This is a genomic window from Mycobacterium sp. E2733 (genome assembly GCF_001667585.1).
Lineage (GTDB): Bacteria > Actinomycetota > Actinomycetes > Mycobacteriales > Mycobacteriaceae > Mycobacterium.
On record NZ_LZJZ01000123.1, the window covers coordinates 42,717 to 63,645 of the forward strand.

Here is a 20,929-nt window from a genome sequence, read left to right on the forward strand (position 1 = left end):
TAGCCGCATGCGACCGGCGAGCGCTACGGCGTGTCGCGGCGGGCGACCTGCGTCGGCTTCGCGTTGCGCCAGTCCTCGACGTCGGGCGGCAATCCGACCGCGTACCTGTTCTCGTTGTGGGCCGCCCAGTGCGCATGCCCCAACTCGTGGATGTGGAACGCGTGCCGCAAGGCCTCGGTGAATCCCATTGCGTCCGAAGCGGCGTTGACCGAGTCCTTGACGAGCAGCGCCGCCATCGTGGGCCGGTCGGCGATTCGCCGGGCGAATTCCAGTGTCTTTTCGGCCAGCTCGTCGACCGGGAACACCTTCGACACCATGCCCAGGCGATACGCCTCGTCGGCGTCGAGCGCATCTCCGGTCAGCAGCAGCTCTTTGGCCTTGCGGGGACCGAATTCCCAAGGGTGGGCGTAATATTCGACGCCCGGCATCCCCAAGCGGACGGCGACCACGTCGCTGAACTTGGCATTGTCGGCGGCCACGATGAGATCGCACGCCCAAATCAGCATCAGACCCGCGGAGATCGCGTTGCCCTGCACCTGGGCGATGGTGATTTTCCGCAAATCGCGCCAGCGGCAGGTGTTTTGGAAGAAGTAGTGCCACTCCTGCAGGTAGATCTTCTCCGCGATCGGATCGCGGGTCCCACCGTTCATGCGGAAGCTCGGAAGCTGGCTGCGCTCGGCGATCGCCAGCTCTGAGCCCAGGTCGTGGCCGGCGGAGAAGTTACGGCCCCGCGCCGCCAGGATCACCACTCGCACGGTGTCGTCGGCCTCGGCGCGCAGAAACGCCTCGTCGAGTTGCACCAGCAGGCCGCGGCTTTGCGCGTTGTGGGCGTCCGGCCGGTTGAGCCAGATCCGCGCAATGCGACCCTCGTCGAGAGTCTCGTAGCTGACCAGCTCGTCAGCGTCGGCGTTGCCCGTCTGAGCACCGGCTTGCTCGGAGAGTGTCATGCGGCCCACCTCCCTTGTTGTAGGTCCGACGTCTTTACACATTACGGCCAGTGTGTAAGTGGGTCACCGGTGGGTGGGCGAGCCGACCGGCCGCATGCCGAGCGGCAGCAGGCGGTGGTCGCGGGTGAACGCCAGGCGGACGAGTCCGAGTGCGACGACGACGGTGGTGGCCGCCACCGAGCCCAGGATCAAGAACATCACGACGGCCTGGACCAGCACGGCCTGCACCGGGTGTACGCCGGCGAGGATGAGCCCCGTCATGGCGCCCGGGAGGAACACCAGTCCGGTGGCTTTCGTGGTTTCGATCTGCGGCGATATCGCCGACCGCAACGCGGTCCGCAGGTATGGGGAGGCGGCCTGACGAGAGGGTTGCCCGAGCGCGAGCCTGGCTTCGACCTCGTCGCGCTTGTCGCGCAGCTCATCGACCAACCGCCGGGCCACCAACACCGTGGCGGTCATCGAGTTGCCGATCATCATCCCGGCGACCGGCACCAAGGTCCGCGCCTGCAGGGGAAACACCCGCAGCCCGAAAATCACCCCGAGCGTGATGACGGCCGCGGCGGCGAACGCCGCGATCGTCAGCGGCCCGAGTCGCGGCACCTCAGGCGCCCGGCGCCGGGCGAGATCCCCGGCGTAGGCCACCATGCCGGCCACCCACGCCCATGACCACCACAGGGAACGGCCCGGCTCGAACAGCAAGGTCAGCGCGCCGCCGACGAGCAGTAGCTGCGCCAGGGCGCGGGCCGCCGCCCACACCAGTTGCCCCTGCAGTCCCAACCGCTGCCAGAGCGAAATCCCCGCCGCAAAGGCCACCAGAATCAGCGATGCCGCCAGGCCGATCCAGCCAACCTGGCCGCTCATCACGCCACCGACCCGACCGGGCCGAGCCCGAGGCTGCGGCCCCGCTCGATGTGCAGGACCCGGTCCGCGGCGCGCTCGACCTGCGCCGAATCGTGGGTGACCCACAGGGCGGGAATCCCGTCGGCCGCCAGGTCACGCACGGCACGCTCGATCACCGTAGCGGCGTCGGCGTCGACGGCAGAGGTGGGTTCGTCGAGGAGCAACACCTGCGGTTGCGCCATCAGCGTGCGGGCCAGGCACATGCGCTGCGCCTCCCCGCCGGACAGGGCCGTGGCGTCGCGGTCCAGCCAGGATCCGGTCAGACCGACGCGGGACAGGGTGTCCCGCATCCGTTCGTCGGAAGCGTCAGGGCGGGCTGCCCGCAGGTTGTCGGCGACCGTCCCGGGAAACGGCGTCGGACGCTGGAAACACATGCCCACCCGGCGCCGCAACCAGAGGGGATCGATGCCGGCGACGTCCTCGCCGCAGAACGACACCGTGCCGCTCGTCGGCACCTCGAGCCGGTTACACAGCCGAAGCAGGGTGGATTTGCCCGAGCCCGACGGTCCGAACACCGCCGTCACGCCCCGACCCGGGATCGCGGCCGTCAGGCCGTCCAGCGCCCGCACTCCTTGCCGCTCTACGACCACGTCGAGGAACTCGAACATCAAGTCCTCACCCACCTGCTCATCCTGCATCACCTACAGTTATGTCATGGCTACGAAATCTGACCCTGGCGAGATCGGCGACGTCGAACCGGTTGCCGACAGCACCGCGAGCCAGGCCAGGCGAGTCGTCGCGGCCTATGCGAACGACGCCGACGAATGCCGCGTCTTCTTGTCCATGCTCGGTATTGGGCCCGCAAAACTCGACGCGTAAATGGCACCCGGGGACGGGCACGACTCGAAGACACCGGCCTTCGGGAATTCCGACTTTGTGGTGGTCGCCAACCGGCTGCCGGTAGACCAGGAACGGCTTCCCGACGGCACCACGGCGTGGAAGCGCAGCCCCGGCGGCCTGGTGACGGCGTTGGAGCCGTTGCTGCGCCGCCAGCGGGGCGCATGGGTCGGCTGGGCGGGCGTCGCCGAGGAGGAAACCGATTCCGAAGACGAGCCCATCGTCCAGGAAGACCTGGAGCTGCGCCCGGTGCGGCTGAGCGCCGACGACATCGCTCAGTACTACGAGGGGTTCTCCAACGCCACGCTGTGGCCGCTATACCACGACGTCATCGTCAAACCGATCTACCACCGCCAATGGTGGGACCGCTACGTCGAGGTCAATCGGCGCTTCGCCGCGGCCACCTCCCGCGCCGCCGCCGAGGGCGCGACCGTGTGGGTGCAGGACTACCAGCTTCAGCTGGTCCCCAAGATGCTGCGGGAACTGCGTCCCGACCTGACCATCGGGTTCTTTCTGCACATCCCCTTCCCGCCGGTGGAACTGTTCATGCAGCTGCCCTGGCGCACCGAGATCATCGAGGGCCTGCTCGGCGCCGACCTGGTGGGCTTCCACCTGACCGGGGGCGCCCAGAATTTCCTGTTCCTGTCCCGGCGATTGATCGGCGTCAACACATCCCGCGGATCGGTCGGAGTGCGGACGCGGTACGGCGAGGTCGATCTCGGGTCGCGCGTCGTCCGGGTGGGCGCCTTTCCCATCTCGATCGACTCCGGCTCGCTCGATCATGCCGCCCGCGACCGCGACGTCAGGCGGCGCGCCCGGGAGATCCGGGCGGAGCTAGGCAACCCCCGCAAAGTGCTGCTCGGCGTCGACCGGCTGGACTACACCAAGGGCATCGATGTGCGGCTGAAGGCCTTCTCGGAACTGCTCGCGGAAGGACGCGCGAAGCGCGACGACACCGTGCTGGTGCAGCTCGCAACGCCGAGCCGCGAACGCGTGGAGAGCTACCAGATCCTGCGCAACGACATCGAGCGCGAAGTGGGCCACATCAACGGCGAATACGGGGAGGTCGGCCATCCGGTGGTGCACTACTTGCACCGTCCGGTCCCGCGCAACGAGTTGATCGCCTTCTTCGTGGCCGCCGACGTCATGCTGGTCACCCCACTGCGTGACGGAATGAACCTGGTCGCCAAGGAGTACGTCGCCTGCCGCAGCGACCTCGGCGGTGCGCTGGTCCTGTCCGAATTCACCGGCGCTGCCGCCGAACTCCGGCAGGCATATCTGGTCAACCCGCACGATCTGGAGGGCGTCAAGGACGCGATCGAAGCGGCGCTGAACCAGCCCGTCGAGGAGGGCCGGCGCCGGATGCGGTCGATGCGGCGACAGGTCCTCGCCCACGACGTCGACCGCTGGGCGCGGTCGTTCCTGGAGGCGCTGGCGGAGCCGCAGGCGCAGGACGCCAAGTAGGCCGCCCGAACCCATGGTGTTGCGGCCCAAACGCTGTGATACTCGGTGGATCGGTGCAGGGGAAGTCCGGAAAGGGAGGGCACGGTGAAGCTCCGTCGCGCGTTAGCCGCCGGCGCAGGCATCTTCTCGGCAGTCGCCATCGGAATCGCGCTGGACTCGGGTGACCCCGCGCACGCGATCGGACCGCCGCCGGACGGCAACTACAACTTGAACGAGGCTGGTGCGTCTGGCGTGACTTGGACCATCTCGGCGCTGTGCGACCAGCCGAACGGAACCCGGAACATGAACGACTACTCAGACCCGATCGTGTGGGCGATGAACTGCGCCCTGAACATCGTGAGCTCTACGAACGAACAGATCAGCGCCGCGGACAAGTTGCAGAACTTCAGCGGCCGGGCCCGGATGTCCAGCATGCTGTGGACCTTCAAGGTGGATAAGGCGAACGGCGTGTCATGTCCCGGCGGCGGCACCGCGCCGACCACCGAGACCTACGCATTCAGCGACGAAACACTCACCGGCACCCACACGATCCTGCACGGCGCCGTCTGCGGGCTGCAGCCCGACATGAAGAAGCAGCCGTTCTCGCTGACGCTCAACGGACCCCCGCCCAGCCCGGTGCAGCGTTACCCGTTGCGATGCAACGAGATCGCGATCTGCTTCTGATACCCGCTTCGGCTAGATCGGTGTGATGTAGTTGATCAGCCACTGCTTGCCGATCTTCTTGAAGTCCACTCGCAGCCGGCTTCCGTCGTAGAGCGGTTGGCGTGACTTATCGGTCACCGTGCGGTTCATGTAGACCATCACCGATGCGGAATCACGTTTGGCGGACATCACTCCCACGCCCACCACGCTGGCCTGGACGACCACCTCGCGCTTCTTCGCCTCCGGAATGATCTGCGCGTTGGCGCTTTTCCGGAACTCCTGGCGATAGTCGGGGGTCAGAAGCGGATACGCCTCGCTCAGGCTGCGTTCCACCGTCTGATAGTCGTAGGCGAACACCTCGGGAATCTCCTTGGTAGCCAAGCCCGGTAGCACCGCCCGCGCCGCTTGCTCGCCTCGAGTCTCCACCCGCCCCCAGTAGAACCAGCCGGCCGCCGCGGACAATCCGACGAACGCCACGGCCAGCGCGCAGCCCGCGACGACGAGCAGCCACCGCCGCCACCGCATCAATTGCCCCCGTTGGGATACTTCAGGTCGTAGCCCGTCATCTTCCCTTGCTCGTCCTGGTGCACGATGACCCGCAGCCGATAGGGCATGGAGGGCTTATTGACCCCATCGATGTCGGCGACCGTGACGCGCACCGAAACCAGCACGGAGGCATTGTCGGTGACCGAGTCGAACCCCTCGAAGGCTGCGCCGTTGATGACGGCTTCCGATGTCGCATTGGTGGTGCGGAACAGGGCCTTGAGGTTTTCGATGTTGTTGTTGGCGCCGAGCATTCCGCGCAGCGGTCCGCTGGTGCCGTTGTAGAACCGGTTCACGCTCTCGTCGATGTTGTCCTGCTTGTAGCTGAACATGTTGACCACCGTTTGCGTGGCGGTGTCGACGAAGCGCTGGTCTCGCGCTTGCTGAGCGTTCGCGTGCCGCTGCTGCACGATCAGCAACGCCACGCAACCGGCCAACGCGCCGACGGCCAATAGCCCGGCCGCAAACGAGGTCCAGGCCACCAGGGCGCGGTGCGGCCGCCGCCGCGGTGGCGGCTTGACGGACTTGAGCGTGGTGACGGGCTTCGCCGACTGCGCGCCTTCCATCTCCACCTGCACCGTCGCCGCCGGCTCGGCCTCGGCTTTGGCCGGTCCGGCAGCGCGCGATGCCCGGCGACGAACGCGCGGATTGGTCGTTGGCTCGGCTGCCACTACATCGGCCTCGGATCAAGCATCAGGTCCACCCAATTCTCGGCGCTGGACGCGCCGCTAGCACCGGCCGCGAAAATACCAGTGCCGCCGGCCGGGTCTTTGAACGCGCCGGTCTTCTCGTCATAGGTGGCGTAAGCCGGTCCGCTGGCCTGCGGCTGCGAAGCCCCCGGCGGCGGTCCCCACGGCTTCTCCGGTCCCGGGCCCGCCGGCGGTGGGTTGATCCCCTCCGGCGGTGCCGGCGGCGGCAGCCACTTCGGGTACGGAAGCTGGGGCGGCACCGGAGGCACGCCCGGCGGCATCCACGACGGGTTGCCGGGCGGCGGCGGCCTGTCGTTCGGCGGCGGCGGGTCGTACGCCGGCTGGTGCGGCGCCGGTCCCGGCCCGGGGACGACACCCGGGGGCGGCGGCCCGACGATCGGAACACCCGGATCGGGATCGGCACCCGGAGGGATGTACGGGAACTTGTTGGGCGGCAGGGTGTTCAGCCCGTTGGTGACCGGGGTGTCGTAGGGCACCGGCGGGCCTCGCCACGGGTTACGGCCAACGGGCACATAGCCTTTCGGGTCGCGGCAGAGCTGAATCGTCGGCGCCCGTTTGCCCGGGAACTCCTGGCACGGATAGTTGCGGGCGCCGCGCACGGTGCTCGGATCGTTCTGGGCCACCTTGCAGTACATGTCCCTCGGCAGCTCGCGCACGGTCTCGTCGGCCGGGGTGCGCATCAGCGGCGGAGGGAGGAAGCCGACGGCGCACGGCGGCGGGTCATTGAGGTCGAGCTTGAAGTCGAGCTTGGCGCCCTCGTCCTGGGGCGTGCCGCCGGCGGCCGTGGTGATCGCGGCGAACAGCGCCGGCAGCACCACCAGCAGCTGCTCGATCGATTTGTGGTAGATGACGCCCACCCGGCCCAGGTTGGCCAGGCTGGCCGCCAGCGCCGGGAAGGACGGGCGGATGCCGGAGAACGCCGTGCTGGCCTCGTCGGTGGCGCCCGGGGCGGTGGCCAGCGTGTCGCGCAGCTGCGGGTCTGCCTGGCGCACCTCGGAGGTGAACCGCGCCAGCCCATCGGACAGCGACTTGATGTCGGCGCCGGCGCGGATCTGGGATTCCAGGAACGGGCCGGCCTGGTCGATCAGCTGGGAGACCTGCGGGTAGTTGGCGTTGGCCTCGTCCACCAGCAAACGCGCGGACTCGAACAGCCGGGCCAGCTCGGGTCCCGACCCGTTGGTCGCGATGAACGTCTCGTGCAGCACCTCGCGCAAGCGGGTGTCGCCCAGGCTGTTGGTCAGTGCCTCCGCGCGTTTCAACAGCTCGGCGACGTCCTGACCGATCCGGGTGTTCTGCCGCTCGATCCGAAACCCGTTGCGCAGCTTGGTCCCCGCCGGTGCGCTCGGTGGCACCAGGTCGATGTATTGCTCACCGACGGCCGACACGCTCTTGACGGTGGCGGTGACGTTCGACGGGATGGCTGTGCCGCTGTTGAGCCGCATCCCCGCGGTGACGCCATTGGGATTGAGCCCCACCGATTCCACCCGGCCGACGGCGACGCCGCGGTAGGTGACGTTGGCGTTCTTGTACAAGCCGCCCCCGGCGACGAAATCCGCCGTCCCGGCGTAGGTTCCGAGGCCGAACGTCGCGGGCAGCCGCAGGTAGAAGATTGCCATCACGGTCAGCGTGATGGCGGTGATCGCCGCGAAGATCCATAGCTGGATCCTGGTCAGTCTGTCGTGCATCTGCGCCCGCCCCCTACTGTCCTGAAGCCGTGCCGGGCGGAATCTTGAACGGATCGGCCGCCTGTCCGGACAGGTTGGCCATTTCGCCGGTCAGGAAGTCCGGAGGGTTGAGGACCTCGCTCATGTGCATCATGTTCGGATCAAGCGCGTACGACGTGGTGAAGAACGTCTCGCCGAGCCGGCGCAACGTGAGGTCGAAGGTGGTGAACACGTTCAGGTAGTCGCCCCGCACCGCCTGCTTGATGCCGAAGTTGGGGAACGGAAATGTCAGCAGCAGTTGCAGCGAGGTGACGAAGTTCTTCCGATTGTCGTTGAGGGCCTTGACGACCGAATACAGATCCTTGAGGTCGGCCGCGAAATCCACCTTCGTCTTCGCCAGGATGTGCGAGGTGACATTCGCCAACTTGTGCAGCGCGCTGAAGGCCTCGACGATGTGGTCGCGGTTCTTGTTCAGCACCCGGATCGCGTCGGGCAGCGTGTCCAGCGCCCGGCCCAGGTTGTCCTTATCACGGGCCAGGCTCGCCGAAAATCGGTTCAATCCGTCGACCGCATCGATGATGTCATTGACCTGCCGGTTGAGTCCGGCCGTCAGCTCCGCCAGCCGGGGGACCAGGTCGACGAACTGGTCTTGCCGGCCGGCGACGGCCTGATAGGTCTCGTCGGTGATCTCTTCCAGGGCACCGACGTTGCCCTTGTTCACCACGACACCGAGGGCCGACAGCACCTCCTCGGTGGTGGGATAGCGTCCGGTGTTGGACTCCGAGATTTTGGACCCGTCGGTCAGTTTGCCGACGGCCGGCTTGCCCTTGGGCCGGGCCAGGTCGATGTGCATCGAACCCAACAGCGACGTCTGCGCGACCGTCGCCGTCGCGTTGGCGGGCAGCACCGCATTCTTGTCCAGCGACAATTTCACTGCCGCATAAAACGATCCATCGGACCGCTGCATGGCTTGAATTCCGGAGACGCTGCCAACGGTGACGTCGTCCACCATGACCGGAGAGTTCTGCGGCAGGGTCGCCACGTCGGGCAGATCGACGGTGATCGAGTAGGCGCCGCCGCCATGACCGGCGGTGCCGGGCATCGCCAGCGAGTTCAGACCGTTGAACTGGCAGCCGGCCAGCAGGGCGCTGCCCGCCGCTAAAGCGCCACCGCGCAACCACATTCGGTTCACTTAGCCGCCCCCTTGGTCGGCCGGCGGCGGCGCCTGGCCGGGCGCGGGCCCGGGAAGCGGCCCGAAAGCGCTCCCCGAGGCGGGACCGGGGGCCGGAGCTGCGTTACCCAAGGCCGGCGCCGGGCCCGGGGCTGGGCCGGTCTGCGGGGCCGGGCCGGTCTGCGGGGCCGGAGGAACCAGCAACGCCTGGAGGTCCGCCGGGTTCTGGGCGGCGGGCGGCGTCTTCGCACCGTTGGCCGGGATCCAAGTCAGATCGGGAACCGGCGTCGCCGATTTGGCCTGGGTTTCCGGGGTGTCGTAGATGATCTGACCCTTGTAGGCGGTGATCGTGTTGAGCGGGTGGAACATGATCGGCGGGTAGTTCGCCGTGAGCCTGCGCAGGACCGGCCCCAGCCGCTCACGGCACAACTCAGCGCGCCGGAAGTAGTCGGGCGCGCGCGGTCCGCCCGCCGTTTCGAAGGACCCACCGCAGATGAACTGCACGGGGTTGGCGAATTCCGGAATCGACAACAGGCCGTTCAGCGTGCCCTGCGCCGGGTCATAGATGTTGTAGAAGTTCGCGATGCCGGGGCCCGCCACGTGCAGCACCTGCTCGATGTTGTCGCTCTGGTCGCTCAGCGTTTTGGCGAAGTCGTTGAGATTGTTGACCGTATCGATGATGGTCGAGTTGTTCTCGTGCAGGAAACCCCGGATGTCGGAGAGCGCCTTGTTCAGCGTGCCCAAAGTGTTGTCGAGGTGCCGGGAACTGTCGGCGAGCACCTGGGAGACCGAGGCGACGTTGCCGGCGAACTGCACGATCTGTTCGTTGCTGGCCGATAGCGCGTTGACCAGAACCTGGAGATTTTTGACCGTGCCGAAGATGTCACTGCGTGAATCCCCCAGCCGCCCAGCGGCTTGGGAGAGTTCGCGCAACGCGTTGTGGAACGAATCGCCGTTGCCGTTGAACGTGTCCGCGGCCTGGTTGATCGCCCGCCCCAACGGCCCCTGCATCGACCCCGTGGTGGGACCGAGCTGGACGGCCAGCTGCGTCAGCGACTCTTTGACCTCATCCCACTCCACCGGGACGCCAGTGCGCCCGAGGGGGATGCTCCCGCCGTCGGGCAGCACCTGCCCACCGGTGTACGCCGGCGTTAGCTGAATGAACCGCGCCGCCACCAGGTTCGGCGACATGATGATGGCCTTGGCGTCCTTCGGGATCTTCACGTCCTTGGACACCGACATGGTGATCTTGACGTCGGAGGGCCGCGGCTCGATCGTGTCGACCCGACCCACCGGAACGCCGAGGACGCGGACCTGGTCGCCGGGGTAGAGCCCGACGGCGGACGTGAAGTAGCCGACGATGCTGCGCGTGTTGCCGGTCGACGACAGCACATATACGCCACCCACCAACACCGCGATGAGCGCGATGGCGGTGGTGTAGCGCAGCCCCCGGCTGCCGGCGATCCGCTGCATCATGGCGACTTCGGCCTAATGATCCAGCGCTCCTGGATCAGCCCGCGCAGGTAGTCGGCGAGGCTGGCCGGCATCTTGCCGGGTTGGTAGAAGAAGTCGAACATCGTCGCGAGCAGCGGCGCCGGGATCACCCCATAGACGTTGACGTTGAATCCCGGTCCGGACCCCACGACCTCGCCCAGCTCGGTCGCGTAGGTCGGTAGCCGTTTGAGGGCCTCGGTGATGTAGTCGCGGCGCTCGTTGAGATTGCTCAGCACGTCGTTGAGCTTGCTCAGCGCCGGGCCGAATTCCTTGCGGTTGTCGGCGACGAAGCCGGAGATCTGCGCCGAGAGGCCCTGAATCCCGGAGATCAGTTGCCCCAGGGCCGCGCGCCGCTCGTCGAGCGCGGCGAACAACTCGTTGCCATCGTCGACCAGCTTATTGACTTGTTCGGCGCGCTGGGACAACACACCGGTCACTGACTTCGCATGTGCCAGCAGGCTTTGCAGCGCTTCGTCACGGCGGTTCAGCGTGCGCGACAGCGACGTGACACCGTCGAGCGCACCACGTAGCTCGGGGGTCGCGTCGTGCAGCGTGTCGGTCAACACGTTCAACGCCTGCTCGAATTGAGGCTTGTTCAGGTTGTTGGCGTTCTGCCCCAGGTCCTCCAGCGCGCCGGCGAGCGTGTACGGCGTGGTCGTGCGGCTGAGCGGGATCGTGGTTGATCTGCCGCTGCCGGCCGGCGTCACCGAGATGGAGCGCTCACCGAGGATGGTGTCGGTGCGGATGGACGCGAGCGACTGGTCACCGACGGCGACATGGCGGTCCACGCTGAAGCTGATCTTGGCGCTGTCTCCGGCCAGCCCGACTGAGGTCACCTTGCCGACCTTGAAACCCGATACGTAGACGGCGTTACCCGGATTGATGCCGCCGGCGTCAGAGAAATAGGCGTCGTAGATCTTGCCCTGCGGGAAGAACGGCAAGGCCGCGTAACCGAATGCGATGAGCACGACGCACACCACCAGCACCACGCCGAAGACGCCGGTGCGCAGCGGGTCGCGCTCACGCTTTGCGTTACTTGACAAAAGCGCACCTCCCCTTGCTGGGATCGACCTGGCCGCCGAGCGGCAGCAGGATGTCGCTGCCGGCCGGCCCGTTGATCTTGATCGTCACGGAACAGAAGTAAATGTTGAAGAACGAGCCGTAGGCGCCGAGCGCCGCCAGCCGCAGGTAGTCCTCACCCAGCTGCTCGATGTCGTTGTTGACCTCGGCCTTCCGGTTGTCCAGCTCGGTCGCCAGCGGGCGGGTGTTTTCCAGTATGCCCTGCAGCGGGCGGCGCGAATTCTGCAGCAGCTCAGTCAGATCCGTGGTCGTGGAGGCCAACGGCGGGATGGCCCCCGCGATGTCGTCCTTGTTCTTGGCCAGCCCGCTGATCAGTTGCTGCAACTGGTCGACGCTGGTGGAGAACTGGGCGCTGCGCTGGTCGACGGTCTTGAGCACGGTGTTGAGGTTGTTGATCACGTCGCCGATGAGCTGGTCCCGCTGGCCCAACGCCGATGAGAACGCGCTGGTGTCGGCCAGCACGTTGGACAACGCGCCGCCCTGGCCCTGCAGCAACTCGATGACGGCGCTGCTGATCGTGTTTACCTTGTCCGCGTCCAGACCCTTGAGCACCGGACGAAGGCCGCCCAGCAGCGCGTCGAGATCCAGTGCGGGCTGGGTGTGTTGGGCGTTGATGGTGCTGCCCGGCGGTAGCTTCCGCAGCTCTCCCGGTCCCGAGGTGATCTCCAAATACCGGTCACCGACCAGGTTTTCGTAGCGGATTACCGCGCGGGTGGAGGAATAGAGCGTGTAGCGCTTGTCGAGTCCGAACGACACGTCGATGGTGTTGTCCTGGTTGAGCTTCACGCCGGACACCGCACCGACCGGCACACCGGCGATGCGCACCTTCTGGCCCGCCTTCAACCGTGAGACGTTGGTAAACGTTGCGTGGTAAGTGCTTTCGGGACCGAATCGGAAGTCGCCGAAGATCACCACCAGTCCCGCGGATACGAGCAGCATGGCCACCGCGAAGATGCTGACCTTGATCATCATCGACCGGTGCGTCGGCATTTCCCCCGCGGCCATCAGAAGTCGTCCCGTTCCGCGAAGGCGCCGTGGAACAGGAACTGCAGCGTCGAGGGCGCGTCGAACTGCAGTTCCGTGAACGGCTCGTAGGGGATGTTCGCGTTGTCGGTCACCAGGAACGGGGCGCGGTAGAACGACCCGCCGGTCTGCTTGGTCGGAATGTCGGGCAGGCCGCGGCAGTTCGGGCCGCCGGAGGCGTTGACGATCGGCAGGGACTCGGGGTACGTGTACGACGGCGCGCCCAGTACGAAGCTTGAGGACGTGAACAGGCCCGCCTTGCGGACACCGATCAACGGCGCGAATTCCTTGATGCCGCGCTCGATGCCGGCGAACAGGCAGCCGAATTCCGGTGAGTAGTCGGCGGCCACCTTCAGCGGGGCCCGCAGCCGGTTGATGGCATCGATGAAGTTCTGCTCGGCCGGCTCCAGCGTCTCATAGGCGTTGTTGGCCAGGCCGATCGTCGCCAACAGCGTGTCGTTGAGGTTGTTCTGCTGATCGACGACCGTCTTGTTGATCGTCGGCAGGTTGTCGAAGACGGTGTTCAGGTTCGGAGCAGCGTCGGCGTAGATGTTTGTGACGACCGCCGCCTTGCGGAAATCCTCCTGCAGCGCAGGCAGCTTCGGGTTTGCCTGGCGCGTCAACGTGTTCAGGCCCGACAAGATACCGCCCAGGTCGTCGCCGTGGCCGCGCAAACCTTCGGACAGCGCGCTCAGGGTCCCGTTGAGCTCGACGGGGTCGACTTTGTGCAGCAGGTCCATCAGCGACTGGAACAAGGTGTTGACTTCCAGCTGCACCGCAGAGGCCGTGACGTGCGCGTCCGGGCGCAGCGAGGTCGGCGAAGGATTCTGCGGCGGAAGGAATTCCACCGACTTGGCGCCGAATATGGTGTTGCCGCCGATATGCACCGTCGCGTTGGAGGGGATGAAGTGCATGTCGTTGCTGTTGATGCCCAGCGTCAGTCGCGCCTGGTCACCGGAATAGTCGATGGCCTCGACCTTGCCGATCTGGATGCCCCGGTATTTGACCTTGGCGCCCTTCTCCATCACCAGCCCGGCCCGCGGAGCCGAGACCGTGACGTTGTCAATCGAGGCGAAAGCCGCTGTGTAGGAAAGGTAAGTGACGACGGCGAATGCCACTATCAGGCTGGCCAGCACCGCGGCTGCCAGCCGGACAGAGGTAAGTCGCGTTCGTGTGTCTGCCATGTTCCTTTAAGCGGTCCTCTTACCCGGAGAGGTTGAAGTTACCGGACGCGCCGTAAACCGCGAGTGAGATGAACAGCGTGATGACGACGACGACGATCAGCGAGGTACGCACGGCCTGGCCGACCGCGATGCCGACGCCGACCGGGCCGCCGCTGGCGTTGTAGCCGTAATAGGTATGTACGAGCATCACCGCGATCGACATCACGATCGCCTGCAGGAACGACCACAGCAGGTCCGACGGGATGAGGAACGTATTGAAGTAGTGGTCGTAGAGACCCTTGGACTGCCCGTTGATGTACACCGTGGTGAAGCGGGCGGCGAAGAACGCGGCCAGGACCGACAGCGAATACAGCGGAATGATGGCGATGAGGCCGGCGATCAGCCGGGTCGACACCAAATAGGACACCGAGTGCACCGCCATGCATTCGACCGCGTCGATCTCCTCGGACACCCGCATGGCGCCCAGCTGTGCGGTGGCACCGGCACCGATGGTGGCAGCCAGCGCGATGCCGGCAATCACCGGCGCGACGACGCGGACGTTGAGAAAAGCCGACAGGAAGCCCGTCAGCGCCTCGATGCCGATGTTGCCCAGCGACGAATACCCCTGCACGGCGATCACGCCGCCGGAGGCCAGGGTCAGGAAGGCCGCGACGCCCACCGTGCCGCCGATCATGACGAGCGCCCCGGCGCCCATTGTCATCTCGGCGATCAGCCGGACCGTCTCTTTGCGGTAGCGGGTGAGGGCATTCGGGACGTACCGGACGGTTTGGCCATAGAACAACGCCTGCTCACCGAATTCGTCGACCGGCTCCTGCAGCCGGACGGCGAGGTTGCGCAGCCGGTAGGTGACGTCGTAGCTCATCGAGTACTCACTTCGCCGAGATTCGCACGCCGATGGCGGTCATCACCACGTTGATGACGAACAGACAGATGAACGCGTAGACCACGGTTTCGTTGACCGCGTTGCCGACGCCCTTGGGGCCGCCCTTGACGGTCAGGCCGCGATAGCACCCGACCAGACCGGCCATCACACCGAACAGCAGCGCCTTGACCTCGGCGAGGACCAGCTCGCGGAGGCCGGTAAGCACGGTCAGCCCGTTGATGAACGCGCCGGGGTTGACGCCCTGCAGGAAGACGGAGAACACGTAGCCGCCCGACAAGCCGATGGCGCACACCAAGCCGTTGAGCAGGAGCGCAACGACAGTGGAGGCCAGCACTCGCGGTACCACGAGTCGATGGATCGGGTCGATGCCAAGCACCCGCATCGCGTCGATCTCTTCGCGGATGGTGCGCGCACCGAGGTCGGCGCAGATCGCGGTGGCGCCGGCGCCGGCGACCACGAGCACGGTCACCACCGGACCCAATTGGGTGATGGTGCCGAACGCCGTGCCGGCGCCGGACAAGTCGGCGGCGCCGATTTCGCGCAGCAAAATATTGAGTGTGAATGCCACCAGCACGGTGAACGGGATGGATACCAGCAGCGTCGGGACCAGGGACACGCGCGCGATCATCCACGTCTGTTCCAGAAACTCACCCAGTTGGAACGGTCGGCGGACAGACTGACGGCCGGTGTCGATCATCATCTCGAAGAACCCGCCGACCGCACGAGCGGGAACGGCAAGCTGCTGCATCAACTTGGCTACCCCCCTCAGCTGCTCGCGGCGAAGTCTATGCGTCGCCTTAGCGGTGTCTTTCGTCGCATGCGGCTCGGTGTGAGCCGGATCATATTAACCCAGAACAAGTTAACGGTGTCAATGAACAGCATTTCCTTGTCTGAAACGTAACTTGCCAGGTCAGATGCGCTTCTGTTATTCCAAACTGACACACGTTCTTACTGCTGATTCCCCCCACGAAGTAACCTCACACAGTTATTGCTCCATCAGCCCGACCGCGGAAAAGTTCCGCTCCGGATCCCGCCCAGCAAAGTACTCTTGCAGCGTCGTGCTCAGTTGCGCAGGCTCCCACGCCTCCCCCGAGGCGCTGAATTGGTGCTCGGCGGTCGGCGCCGCAACCAATGTCACCCGGGGACCGTAAACGATGAACACCTGACCGTTGACTTCCGCGGCCGCCGGCGACGACAAGAACGTGACCAGGCTGACCACATGCTCAGGTGACAGCGGGTCGATTCCGCCCGCCTCCACTTCCGGTGCGGCTCCGAAGACGTCCGCGGTCATGGCGGTGCGGGCGCGCGGACAAATCGCGTTGGCGCACACCCCGTAGCGACCGAGCGCCCGCGCGGCCGTCAGGGTGAGCGAGATGATGCCGGCCTTGGCGGCGCCGTAGTTGGCCTGACCCACCGGGCCGACCAGCCCCGCCTCCGACGCCGTATTGACGAGCCGGCCGAAGACGGTTCCGCCGGCGTCCTTGGCTTTGGAGCGCCAGTAGGTGGCCGCGTTGCGGGTCAGCAGGAAGTGGCCCCGCAGGTGCACCGCGATGACGGAGTCCCATTCCTCATCGGACATATTGAACAGCATTCGGTCGCGGGTGATCCCCGCGTTGTTGACGACGATGTCGAGCCCACCGAGGCCGTCGGCCTGGGCGACCAGCTCGTCGGCCGTTGCCCGCTCGCTGATGTCGCCGGCCACGGCCACCGCCTTGGAGCCGGCCGTGTTGATCTCGTCGATCACGTCGGAGGCATCCAGGGCGGTGGCGATGTCGTTGACGACGACGGTGGCGCCGAGCCGAGCCAAACCAAGGGCTTCGGCCCGGCCCAATCCCGCGGCCGCACCGGTCACCACCGCGACCTTTCCGGAGAGATCGGTCGCGTTCGTGCTGCTAGTCAATTTATGAATACCTCTAGTTTCTGGTGGCGCACGTCAGTCTCGGGCTAGTCGCTGCGCGATAGCGCCGCGCGCGGGCACTCGGCGATGGCCCGCTCGGCCAGCTCTTCCTGATCGGCGGGAATCGGGTCGAGCTTCACGACGGCGTAATCCTCGTCGTCCAGGTCAAAGATGTCCGGCGCGATTCCCATGCACACCGCGTTTCCTTCGCACCGGTCACGGTCGACGATCACCCGCACAGCACCCTCCTTGCACCTGGCCTTCACCTGAGGACGAGCCCCATCAGTATGTAGGACCACCATAGGGCCCCGATACCGCAGGGGAAACGGTCGCTGGAATCTCAGACTAGAACGTGTTACAACCTCCGAAGACGAACGGGTAGTCGTCGGCCGAGTAACGTCGGCTGATCGAGGCGTGTCACGTTAACAAAGGACGGCTGGAATGCGCATCAGTTACACCCCTGAACAGGAGGAGCTGCGTCGCGAACTGCGGTCGTACTTCACCACGCTTATGACGCCGGAGCGTCGCGAGGCACTGACCTCGAACCAGGGCGAGGTCGGCACCGGCACGGCGTATCGCGACACGGTCGCGCAGATGGGCAAGGACGGCTGGCTCACCCTGAACTGGCCCAAGGAGTACGGCGGCCAGGACCGCTCGCCGATGGACTCGCTGATCTTCACCGACGAGGCGGCGATCGCCGGGGTGCCGGTGCCGTTCCTGACGATCAACAGTGTGGCGCCGACGATCATGGCGTTCGGCACCGAGGAACAGAAGAAATTCTTCCTGCCCAAGATCGCTGCCGGGGAGCTGCACTTCTCCATCGGCTACTCCGAGCCGGGCGCCGGCACGGACCTGGCGAACCTGCGCACCACCGCGGTCCGCGACGGCGACGACTACGTCATCAACGGCCAGAAGATGTGGACCAGCCTGATCGCCTACGCCGACTGGGTCTGGCTGGCCGTGCGCACCAACCCGGAGGCCAAGAAGCACCGCGGCATTTCGATGCTGGTCGTGCCGACGACGGCCGAGGGGTTCTCCTGGACGCCCGTGCACACCATGGCCGGTGTGGACACCAGCGCCACCTATTACTCCGACGTGCGAGTCCCGGTGACCAACCTGATCGGCGAGGAGAACGGCGGCTGGAAGCTGGTGACCAACCAGCTCAACCACGAACGCGTCGCCCTGGTGTCGCCGCAGCCGATCTTTTTGGCCCTGCGCGAGGTCCGCGAGTGGGCGCAGAACACCAAGGACGCCGGCGGGGCCCGGCTGATCGACTCGGAGTGGGTGCAGATCAACCTGGCCCGCGTGCACGCCAAGGCCGAGGTGCTCAAACTGATCAACTGGGAACTGGCGTCTTCGAACAGCGAGTCCCTGTCACCGGCCGATGCGTCGGCGGCCAAGGTGTACGGCACCGAGCTGGCCACCGAGGCGTACCGGCTGCTGATGGAGGTGCTGGGGACAGCGGCGACGCTGCGCCAGGATTCGCCGGGCGCGCTGTTGCGCGGCCGGGTCGAACGGATGCACCGCGCGTGCCTGATCCTGACCTTCGGCGGCGGCACCAACGAGGTGCAGCGCGACATCATCGGCATGGTCGCGCTGGGCCTGCCTCGAAACCGCTGAGCCCCTCTTCCTAAAGGACGACCATCGATGGACTTTTCGACAACTGAAGCGGCGAACGACCTTGGCGGCCTGGTCGACACGATCGTGAACTCGGTATGCACACCGGAGCACCATCGTGAGCTCGACAAGCTCGACCAACGGTTCGACCGTGAACTGTGGGGCAAGCTCGTCGACGCCGGCATCCTCACCAGCGCGTCGGCCACCTCGGTGGGCGGCGATGGATTCGGGGTGCTCGAGCAGGTCGCCATCCTGGTGGCACTGGGTCACCAGTTGGCGGCGGTGCCTTACCTGGAGTCGGTGATGCTGGGCGCCGGTGCGGTGGCCCGTTTCGGAAGCGAGGAGCTGCAACAGGATTGGGGCGCCCCGGCGGTCAGCGGCGAGAAGGTCCTCGCCGTCGCGCTGCTGGGCGAGATGGGTGAGGGCCCGGTGCAGGCCACCCGCGCCGGTGACGGCTACCGCCTCACCGGTACCCGAACCCAGGTCGGCTTCGGACCGGCGGCGGACGCCTTTCTCGTTCCGGCCGAGACCGATTCCGGTACGGCGGTATTCGTGGTCGCCGCCGGCGACCCCGGCGTTTCGGTGACAGCGTTGCAGACCACCGGCCTGGGCAGCGTCGGGCACCTGACGCTGGACGGCACCGAGGTGGACGGCACCCGGATGGTCGGCGGCGCCGAGGTGGTCGTCTGGCTCGATACCCTTGCCGCCCTGGGCCGCAGCGCCTTCCAGCTCGGGGTGTTGGAACGCGGCCTGCAGCTCACCGCCGAATACGCCCGGGAGCGGGAGCAATTCGATCGCCCGATCGGTAGCTTCCAGGCGGTGTCACAACGGCTGGCCGACGGCTACATCGACGTCAAGGGGTTGCGGCTCACGCTCACCCAGGCGGCGTGGAAGGTCTCTGAGGATGTTCCCGCCGATATCGACGTGGCCAGCGCCGCGTTCTGGGCCGCCGACGCCGGGCACCGGGTGGCGCACACCATCGTGCACGTGCATGGCGGCGTCGGCGTCGATACCGATCACCCGGTACACCGCTATTTCCTGGCCGCCAAGGAGGCCGAGTTCGCATTGGGCGGTGCCACCGGTCAGCTGCGCCGGATCGGCCGCGAGCTCGCGGAAACCCCTGCCTAGCCGCCCGGCGACGATGCGGTCCGTGCAAGGAACTGGGGCGGGGGCACCCCCAGCCGCGAAGCGGCGAGGGGGCCGGGCGCATTGACCTTCGTGCTTCCTCCTGAGCCCACGGTCACCAAACTGTTGGTACCGCTGGCCGAGATCGAGGACCGCGGCGTCTATTTCGAAGGCTCGTACGTCAGCTGGCGGGACCACCTGCATCACGGTGCCGCGATCGAGGCGGCCCTGCATGACCGCCTCGACCCGTCGAAGCCGCCCCACGTCGGCGTGCTGTTGGAGAACACCCCCTTCTTCTCGGCGATGCTGACGGCGGCCGGCATGTCCGGGATCGTGCCGGTGGGCCTCAACCCGGTGCGTCGCGGCGACGCGCTGGCCCGCGACATCGCCCACGCCGACTGCCAAGTAGTACTGGCCGACTCGAATTCGGCCGAGTCGCTGGGCGGCATCGACCACGTGAACGTCGACTCCACCGAGTGGGCCGACGAAGTCGCCGCGCACGGGGATGCCGAGCCGCACTTCCAATCGGCAACCGCCGCGGACCTTTTCATGCTGATCTTCACCTCTGGCACCAGTGGCGAGCCGAAGGCGGTGAAGTGCAGCCACGGGAAGGTGGCGATCGCGGGCATGACGATGACCCAGCGTTTCGACCTCGGCCGAGACGACGTCTGCTATGTGTCGATGCCGCTGTTTCATTCCAACGCGGTGCTCGCCGGCTGGGCGGTCGCGGCGGCCTGCCAGGGCTCACTGGCGTTGCGGCGCAAGTTCTCCGCGTCCAACTTCTTGGTGGATGTCCGCCGCTTCGGCGCCACCTACGCCAACTACGTCGGCAAGCCCCTGTCGTACGTGCTGGCCACGCCCGAGCGGCCGGACGATGCGGACAACCCCCTGCGAACGGTGTACGGCAACGAGGGCGTGCCTCGCGATGTCGAGCGCTTCGCGCGCCGGTTCGGCTGCGTCGTCCAGGATGGGTTCGGTTCCACCGAAGGCGGGGTGGCGATCGCGCGCACCCCCGACACCCCGGCCGGTGCGTTGGGCCCGCTGCCCGAGAGCGTCGACATCGTCGACCCCGACACCGGTGAACCCTGCCCGGCGGGCGTGGTCGGCGAGCTGGTGAACACGGCCGGGCCGGGCCGGTTCGAGGGTTACTACAACGACGACGCCGCCGAGGCCGAGCGGATGGCCGGCGGGGTTTACCACACCGGCGACCTCGCCTACCGCGACGATGCCGGCTACGCGTATTTCGCGGGACGGCTGGGCGATTGGATGCGCGTCGACGGTGAAAACCTGGGCGCCGCCCCGATCGAACGGGTGCTGCTGCGCCACCCGGACGTGACGGAGGTGGCCGTATACGCGGTGCCGGATCCCGTGGTCGGTGACCAGGTGATGGCCGCTTTGGTGATGGCCCCCGGGGCCGAGTTCGATGCCGAGAAGTTTCGCGCCTTCCTCGCCGAACAGCCGGACCTGGGGCCCAAGCAGTGGCCGTCCTACGTTCGGGTCAGCGCCGAACTTCCGCGCACGGTGACCTTCAAGGTGCTCAAGCGGCAGCTGGCGGCGCAGGGTGTCGACTGCCCCGATCCGGTCGTGCGGATCCCCCCGCAAAGGGACAGAGGAATGTCCCGCCATGAAAATCCGTAAGGTGATCGCCGGGTCGGCCCTTCTTACGTCCCTCGGTACCGCGGCGCTCGGGCTGGGGGCCGGTTTCGCCGTGGCGGATCCGGCGCCACCGCCCCCTCCGCTGCCTCTCC

21 protein-coding genes are annotated in these 20,929 nt (G+C 66.6%); 6 read left to right on the top strand and 15 right to left on the bottom strand.

What is annotated here, in order from left to right:
• Window positions 1–23: 23 nt before the first annotated feature.
• From A5678_RS22845 to A5678_RS22855, 3 genes are all read right to left on the bottom strand, one after another.
• On the bottom strand, window positions 24–947 hold the full coding sequence (locus A5678_RS22845; protein WP_068047283.1) for an enoyl-CoA hydratase: 924 nt from the start codon (window positions 945–947) through the stop codon (window positions 24–26).
• 63 nt (window positions 948–1,010) lie between these two features.
• On the bottom strand, window positions 1,011–1,808 hold the full coding sequence (fetB, locus tag A5678_RS22850; RefSeq protein WP_068047285.1) for an iron export ABC transporter permease subunit FetB: 798 nt from the start codon (window positions 1,806–1,808) through the stop codon (window positions 1,011–1,013).
• Window positions 1,808–2,485, bottom strand: a complete 678-nt coding sequence (locus tag A5678_RS22855; RefSeq protein ID WP_197502227.1) for a phosphate ABC transporter ATP-binding protein — start codon at window positions 2,483–2,485, stop codon at window positions 1,808–1,810. Before A5678_RS22855 ends, fetB begins: the two co-directional genes overlap by 1 nt.
• 16 nt (window positions 2,486–2,501) lie before the next feature.
• On the opposite strand from A5678_RS22855, the gene A5678_RS27330 reads away from it, so the two are divergent.
• From A5678_RS27330 to A5678_RS22865, 3 genes are all read left to right on the top strand, one after another.
• Entirely contained in the window at window positions 2,502–2,666 is a 165-nt protein-coding gene (locus tag A5678_RS27330; protein WP_102419489.1) for a hypothetical protein, read from the top strand.
• Window positions 2,667–4,148: a trehalose-6-phosphate synthase gene (locus A5678_RS22860; RefSeq protein ID WP_068047288.1), complete on the top strand. Its 1,482-nt coding sequence runs from the start codon at window positions 2,667–2,669 to the stop codon at window positions 4,146–4,148. It abuts the gene before it with no gap.
• 84 nt (window positions 4,149–4,232) lie between these two features.
• The gene (locus tag A5678_RS22865; RefSeq protein WP_068047291.1) at window positions 4,233–4,811 is read left to right on the top strand and encodes a hypothetical protein; all 579 of its coding nucleotides are present in this window, start codon (window positions 4,233–4,235) and stop codon (window positions 4,809–4,811) included.
• Window positions 4,812–4,823: 12 nt separating this feature from the next.
• Here A5678_RS22865 and A5678_RS22870 read toward each other — a convergent pair whose 3' ends face one another.
• The 12 genes from A5678_RS22870 to A5678_RS22925 form a co-directional block, all read right to left on the bottom strand.
• Window positions 4,824–5,315: a mammalian cell entry protein gene (locus A5678_RS22870; protein ID WP_068047293.1), complete on the bottom strand. Its 492-nt coding sequence runs from the start codon at window positions 5,313–5,315 to the stop codon at window positions 4,824–4,826.
• Complete coding sequence (locus A5678_RS22875; RefSeq protein WP_197502228.1) at window positions 5,315–6,004, bottom strand: mammalian cell entry protein; 690 nt, start codon at window positions 6,002–6,004, stop codon at window positions 5,315–5,317. Before A5678_RS22875 ends, A5678_RS22870 begins: the two co-directional genes overlap by 1 nt.
• Complete coding sequence (locus tag A5678_RS22880) at window positions 6,004–7,728, bottom strand: virulence factor Mce family protein (protein WP_068047295.1); 1,725 nt, start codon at window positions 7,726–7,728, stop codon at window positions 6,004–6,006. The genes A5678_RS22875 and A5678_RS22880 overlap by 1 nt, the downstream gene beginning before the upstream one ends.
• A 13-nt stretch (window positions 7,729–7,741) precedes the next feature.
• Entirely contained in the window at window positions 7,742–8,899 is a 1,158-nt protein-coding gene (locus A5678_RS22885; RefSeq protein WP_068047298.1) for a virulence factor Mce family protein, read from the bottom strand.
• The gene (locus A5678_RS22890; protein WP_068047300.1) at window positions 8,900–10,354 is read right to left on the bottom strand and encodes a virulence factor Mce family protein; all 1,455 of its coding nucleotides are present in this window, start codon (window positions 10,352–10,354) and stop codon (window positions 8,900–8,902) included.
• The gene (locus A5678_RS22895) at window positions 10,351–11,415 is read right to left on the bottom strand and encodes a virulence factor Mce family protein (protein ID WP_068047303.1); all 1,065 of its coding nucleotides are present in this window, start codon (window positions 11,413–11,415) and stop codon (window positions 10,351–10,353) included. The genes A5678_RS22890 and A5678_RS22895 overlap by 4 nt, the downstream gene beginning before the upstream one ends.
• On the bottom strand, window positions 11,405–12,457 hold the full coding sequence (locus A5678_RS22900) for a virulence factor Mce family protein (RefSeq protein ID WP_068047306.1): 1,053 nt from the start codon (window positions 12,455–12,457) through the stop codon (window positions 11,405–11,407). Before A5678_RS22900 ends, A5678_RS22895 begins: the two co-directional genes overlap by 11 nt.
• Window positions 12,457–13,659: an MCE family protein gene (locus tag A5678_RS22905; protein ID WP_068047307.1), complete on the bottom strand. Its 1,203-nt coding sequence runs from the start codon at window positions 13,657–13,659 to the stop codon at window positions 12,457–12,459. Before A5678_RS22905 ends, A5678_RS22900 begins: the two co-directional genes overlap by 1 nt.
• A gap of 19 nt (window positions 13,660–13,678) precedes the next feature.
• Window positions 13,679–14,521, bottom strand: a complete 843-nt coding sequence (locus A5678_RS22910) for an ABC transporter permease (protein ID WP_068047308.1) — start codon at window positions 14,519–14,521, stop codon at window positions 13,679–13,681.
• A 7-nt stretch (window positions 14,522–14,528) separates the two neighbouring features.
• Window positions 14,529–15,293: an ABC transporter permease gene (locus A5678_RS22915; RefSeq protein ID WP_068047315.1), complete on the bottom strand. Its 765-nt coding sequence runs from the start codon at window positions 15,291–15,293 to the stop codon at window positions 14,529–14,531.
• Between the two features lie 234 nt (window positions 15,294–15,527).
• Window positions 15,528–16,442: a 3-oxoacyl-ACP reductase gene (locus tag A5678_RS22920; RefSeq protein ID WP_068047318.1), complete on the bottom strand. Its 915-nt coding sequence runs from the start codon at window positions 16,440–16,442 to the stop codon at window positions 15,528–15,530.
• A gap of 44 nt (window positions 16,443–16,486) precedes the next feature.
• Complete coding sequence (locus tag A5678_RS22925) at window positions 16,487–16,678, bottom strand: ferredoxin (RefSeq protein ID WP_068047360.1); 192 nt, start codon at window positions 16,676–16,678, stop codon at window positions 16,487–16,489.
• Window positions 16,679–16,880: 202 nt separating this feature from the next.
• Here A5678_RS22925 and A5678_RS22930 point away from each other — a divergent pair, with 202 nt between their 5' ends.
• The 3 genes from A5678_RS22930 to fadD17 all read left to right on the top strand — a co-directional run bounded on the left by A5678_RS22930 (window position 16,881) and on the right by fadD17 (window position 20,819).
• Window positions 16,881–18,059, top strand: coding sequence for an acyl-CoA dehydrogenase (locus A5678_RS22930; RefSeq protein ID WP_068047321.1), 1,179 nt, complete (start codon window positions 16,881–16,883; stop codon window positions 18,057–18,059).
• A gap of 27 nt (window positions 18,060–18,086) precedes the next feature.
• Window positions 18,087–19,184, top strand: coding sequence for an acyl-CoA dehydrogenase family protein (locus A5678_RS22935; protein WP_068047324.1), 1,098 nt, complete (start codon window positions 18,087–18,089; stop codon window positions 19,182–19,184).
• A 90-nt stretch (window positions 19,185–19,274) separates the two neighbouring features.
• Window positions 19,275–20,819: a long-chain-fatty-acid--CoA ligase FadD17 gene (gene fadD17 / locus A5678_RS22940; protein ID WP_068047334.1), complete on the top strand. Its 1,545-nt coding sequence runs from the start codon at window positions 19,275–19,277 to the stop codon at window positions 20,817–20,819.
• Window positions 20,820–20,929 lie beyond the last annotated feature (110 nt).

Excerpts from the sequence above, each read along its gene's own strand:
- A5678_RS22845 (WP_068047283.1), bottom strand. The coding sequence starts at position 947 with ATGACACTCTCCGAGCAAGCCGGTGCTCAGACGGGCAACGCCGACGCT.
- fetB (WP_068047285.1), bottom strand. The coding sequence starts at position 1,808 with ATGAGCGGCCAGGTTGGCTGGATCGGCCTGGCGGCATCGCTGATTCTG.
- A5678_RS22855 (WP_197502227.1), bottom strand. The coding sequence starts at position 2,485 with ATGCAGGATGAGCAGGTGGGTGAGGACTTGATGTTCGAGTTCCTCGAC.
- A5678_RS27330 (WP_102419489.1), top strand. The coding sequence starts at position 2,502 with ATGGCTACGAAATCTGACCCTGGCGAGATCGGCGACGTCGAACCGGTT.
- A5678_RS22860 (WP_068047288.1), top strand. The coding sequence starts at position 2,667 with ATGGCACCCGGGGACGGGCACGACTCGAAGACACCGGCCTTCGGGAAT.
- A5678_RS22870 (WP_068047293.1), bottom strand. The coding sequence starts at position 5,315 with ATGCGGTGGCGGCGGTGGCTGCTCGTCGTCGCGGGCTGCGCGCTGGCC.
- A5678_RS22880 (WP_068047295.1), bottom strand. The coding sequence starts at position 7,728 with ATGCACGACAGACTGACCAGGATCCAGCTATGGATCTTCGCGGCGATC.
- A5678_RS22890 (WP_068047300.1), bottom strand. The coding sequence starts at position 10,354 with ATGATGCAGCGGATCGCCGGCAGCCGGGGGCTGCGCTACACCACCGCC.
- A5678_RS22900 (WP_068047306.1), bottom strand. The coding sequence starts at position 12,457 with ATGGCCGCGGGGGAAATGCCGACGCACCGGTCGATGATGATCAAGGTC.
- A5678_RS22905 (WP_068047307.1), bottom strand. The coding sequence starts at position 13,659 with ATGGCAGACACACGAACGCGACTTACCTCTGTCCGGCTGGCAGCCGCG.
- A5678_RS22910 (WP_068047308.1), bottom strand. The coding sequence starts at position 14,521 with ATGAGCTACGACGTCACCTACCGGCTGCGCAACCTCGCCGTCCGGCTG.
- A5678_RS22930 (WP_068047321.1), top strand. The coding sequence starts at position 16,881 with ATGCGCATCAGTTACACCCCTGAACAGGAGGAGCTGCGTCGCGAACTG.
- A5678_RS22935 (WP_068047324.1), top strand. The coding sequence starts at position 18,087 with ATGGACTTTTCGACAACTGAAGCGGCGAACGACCTTGGCGGCCTGGTC.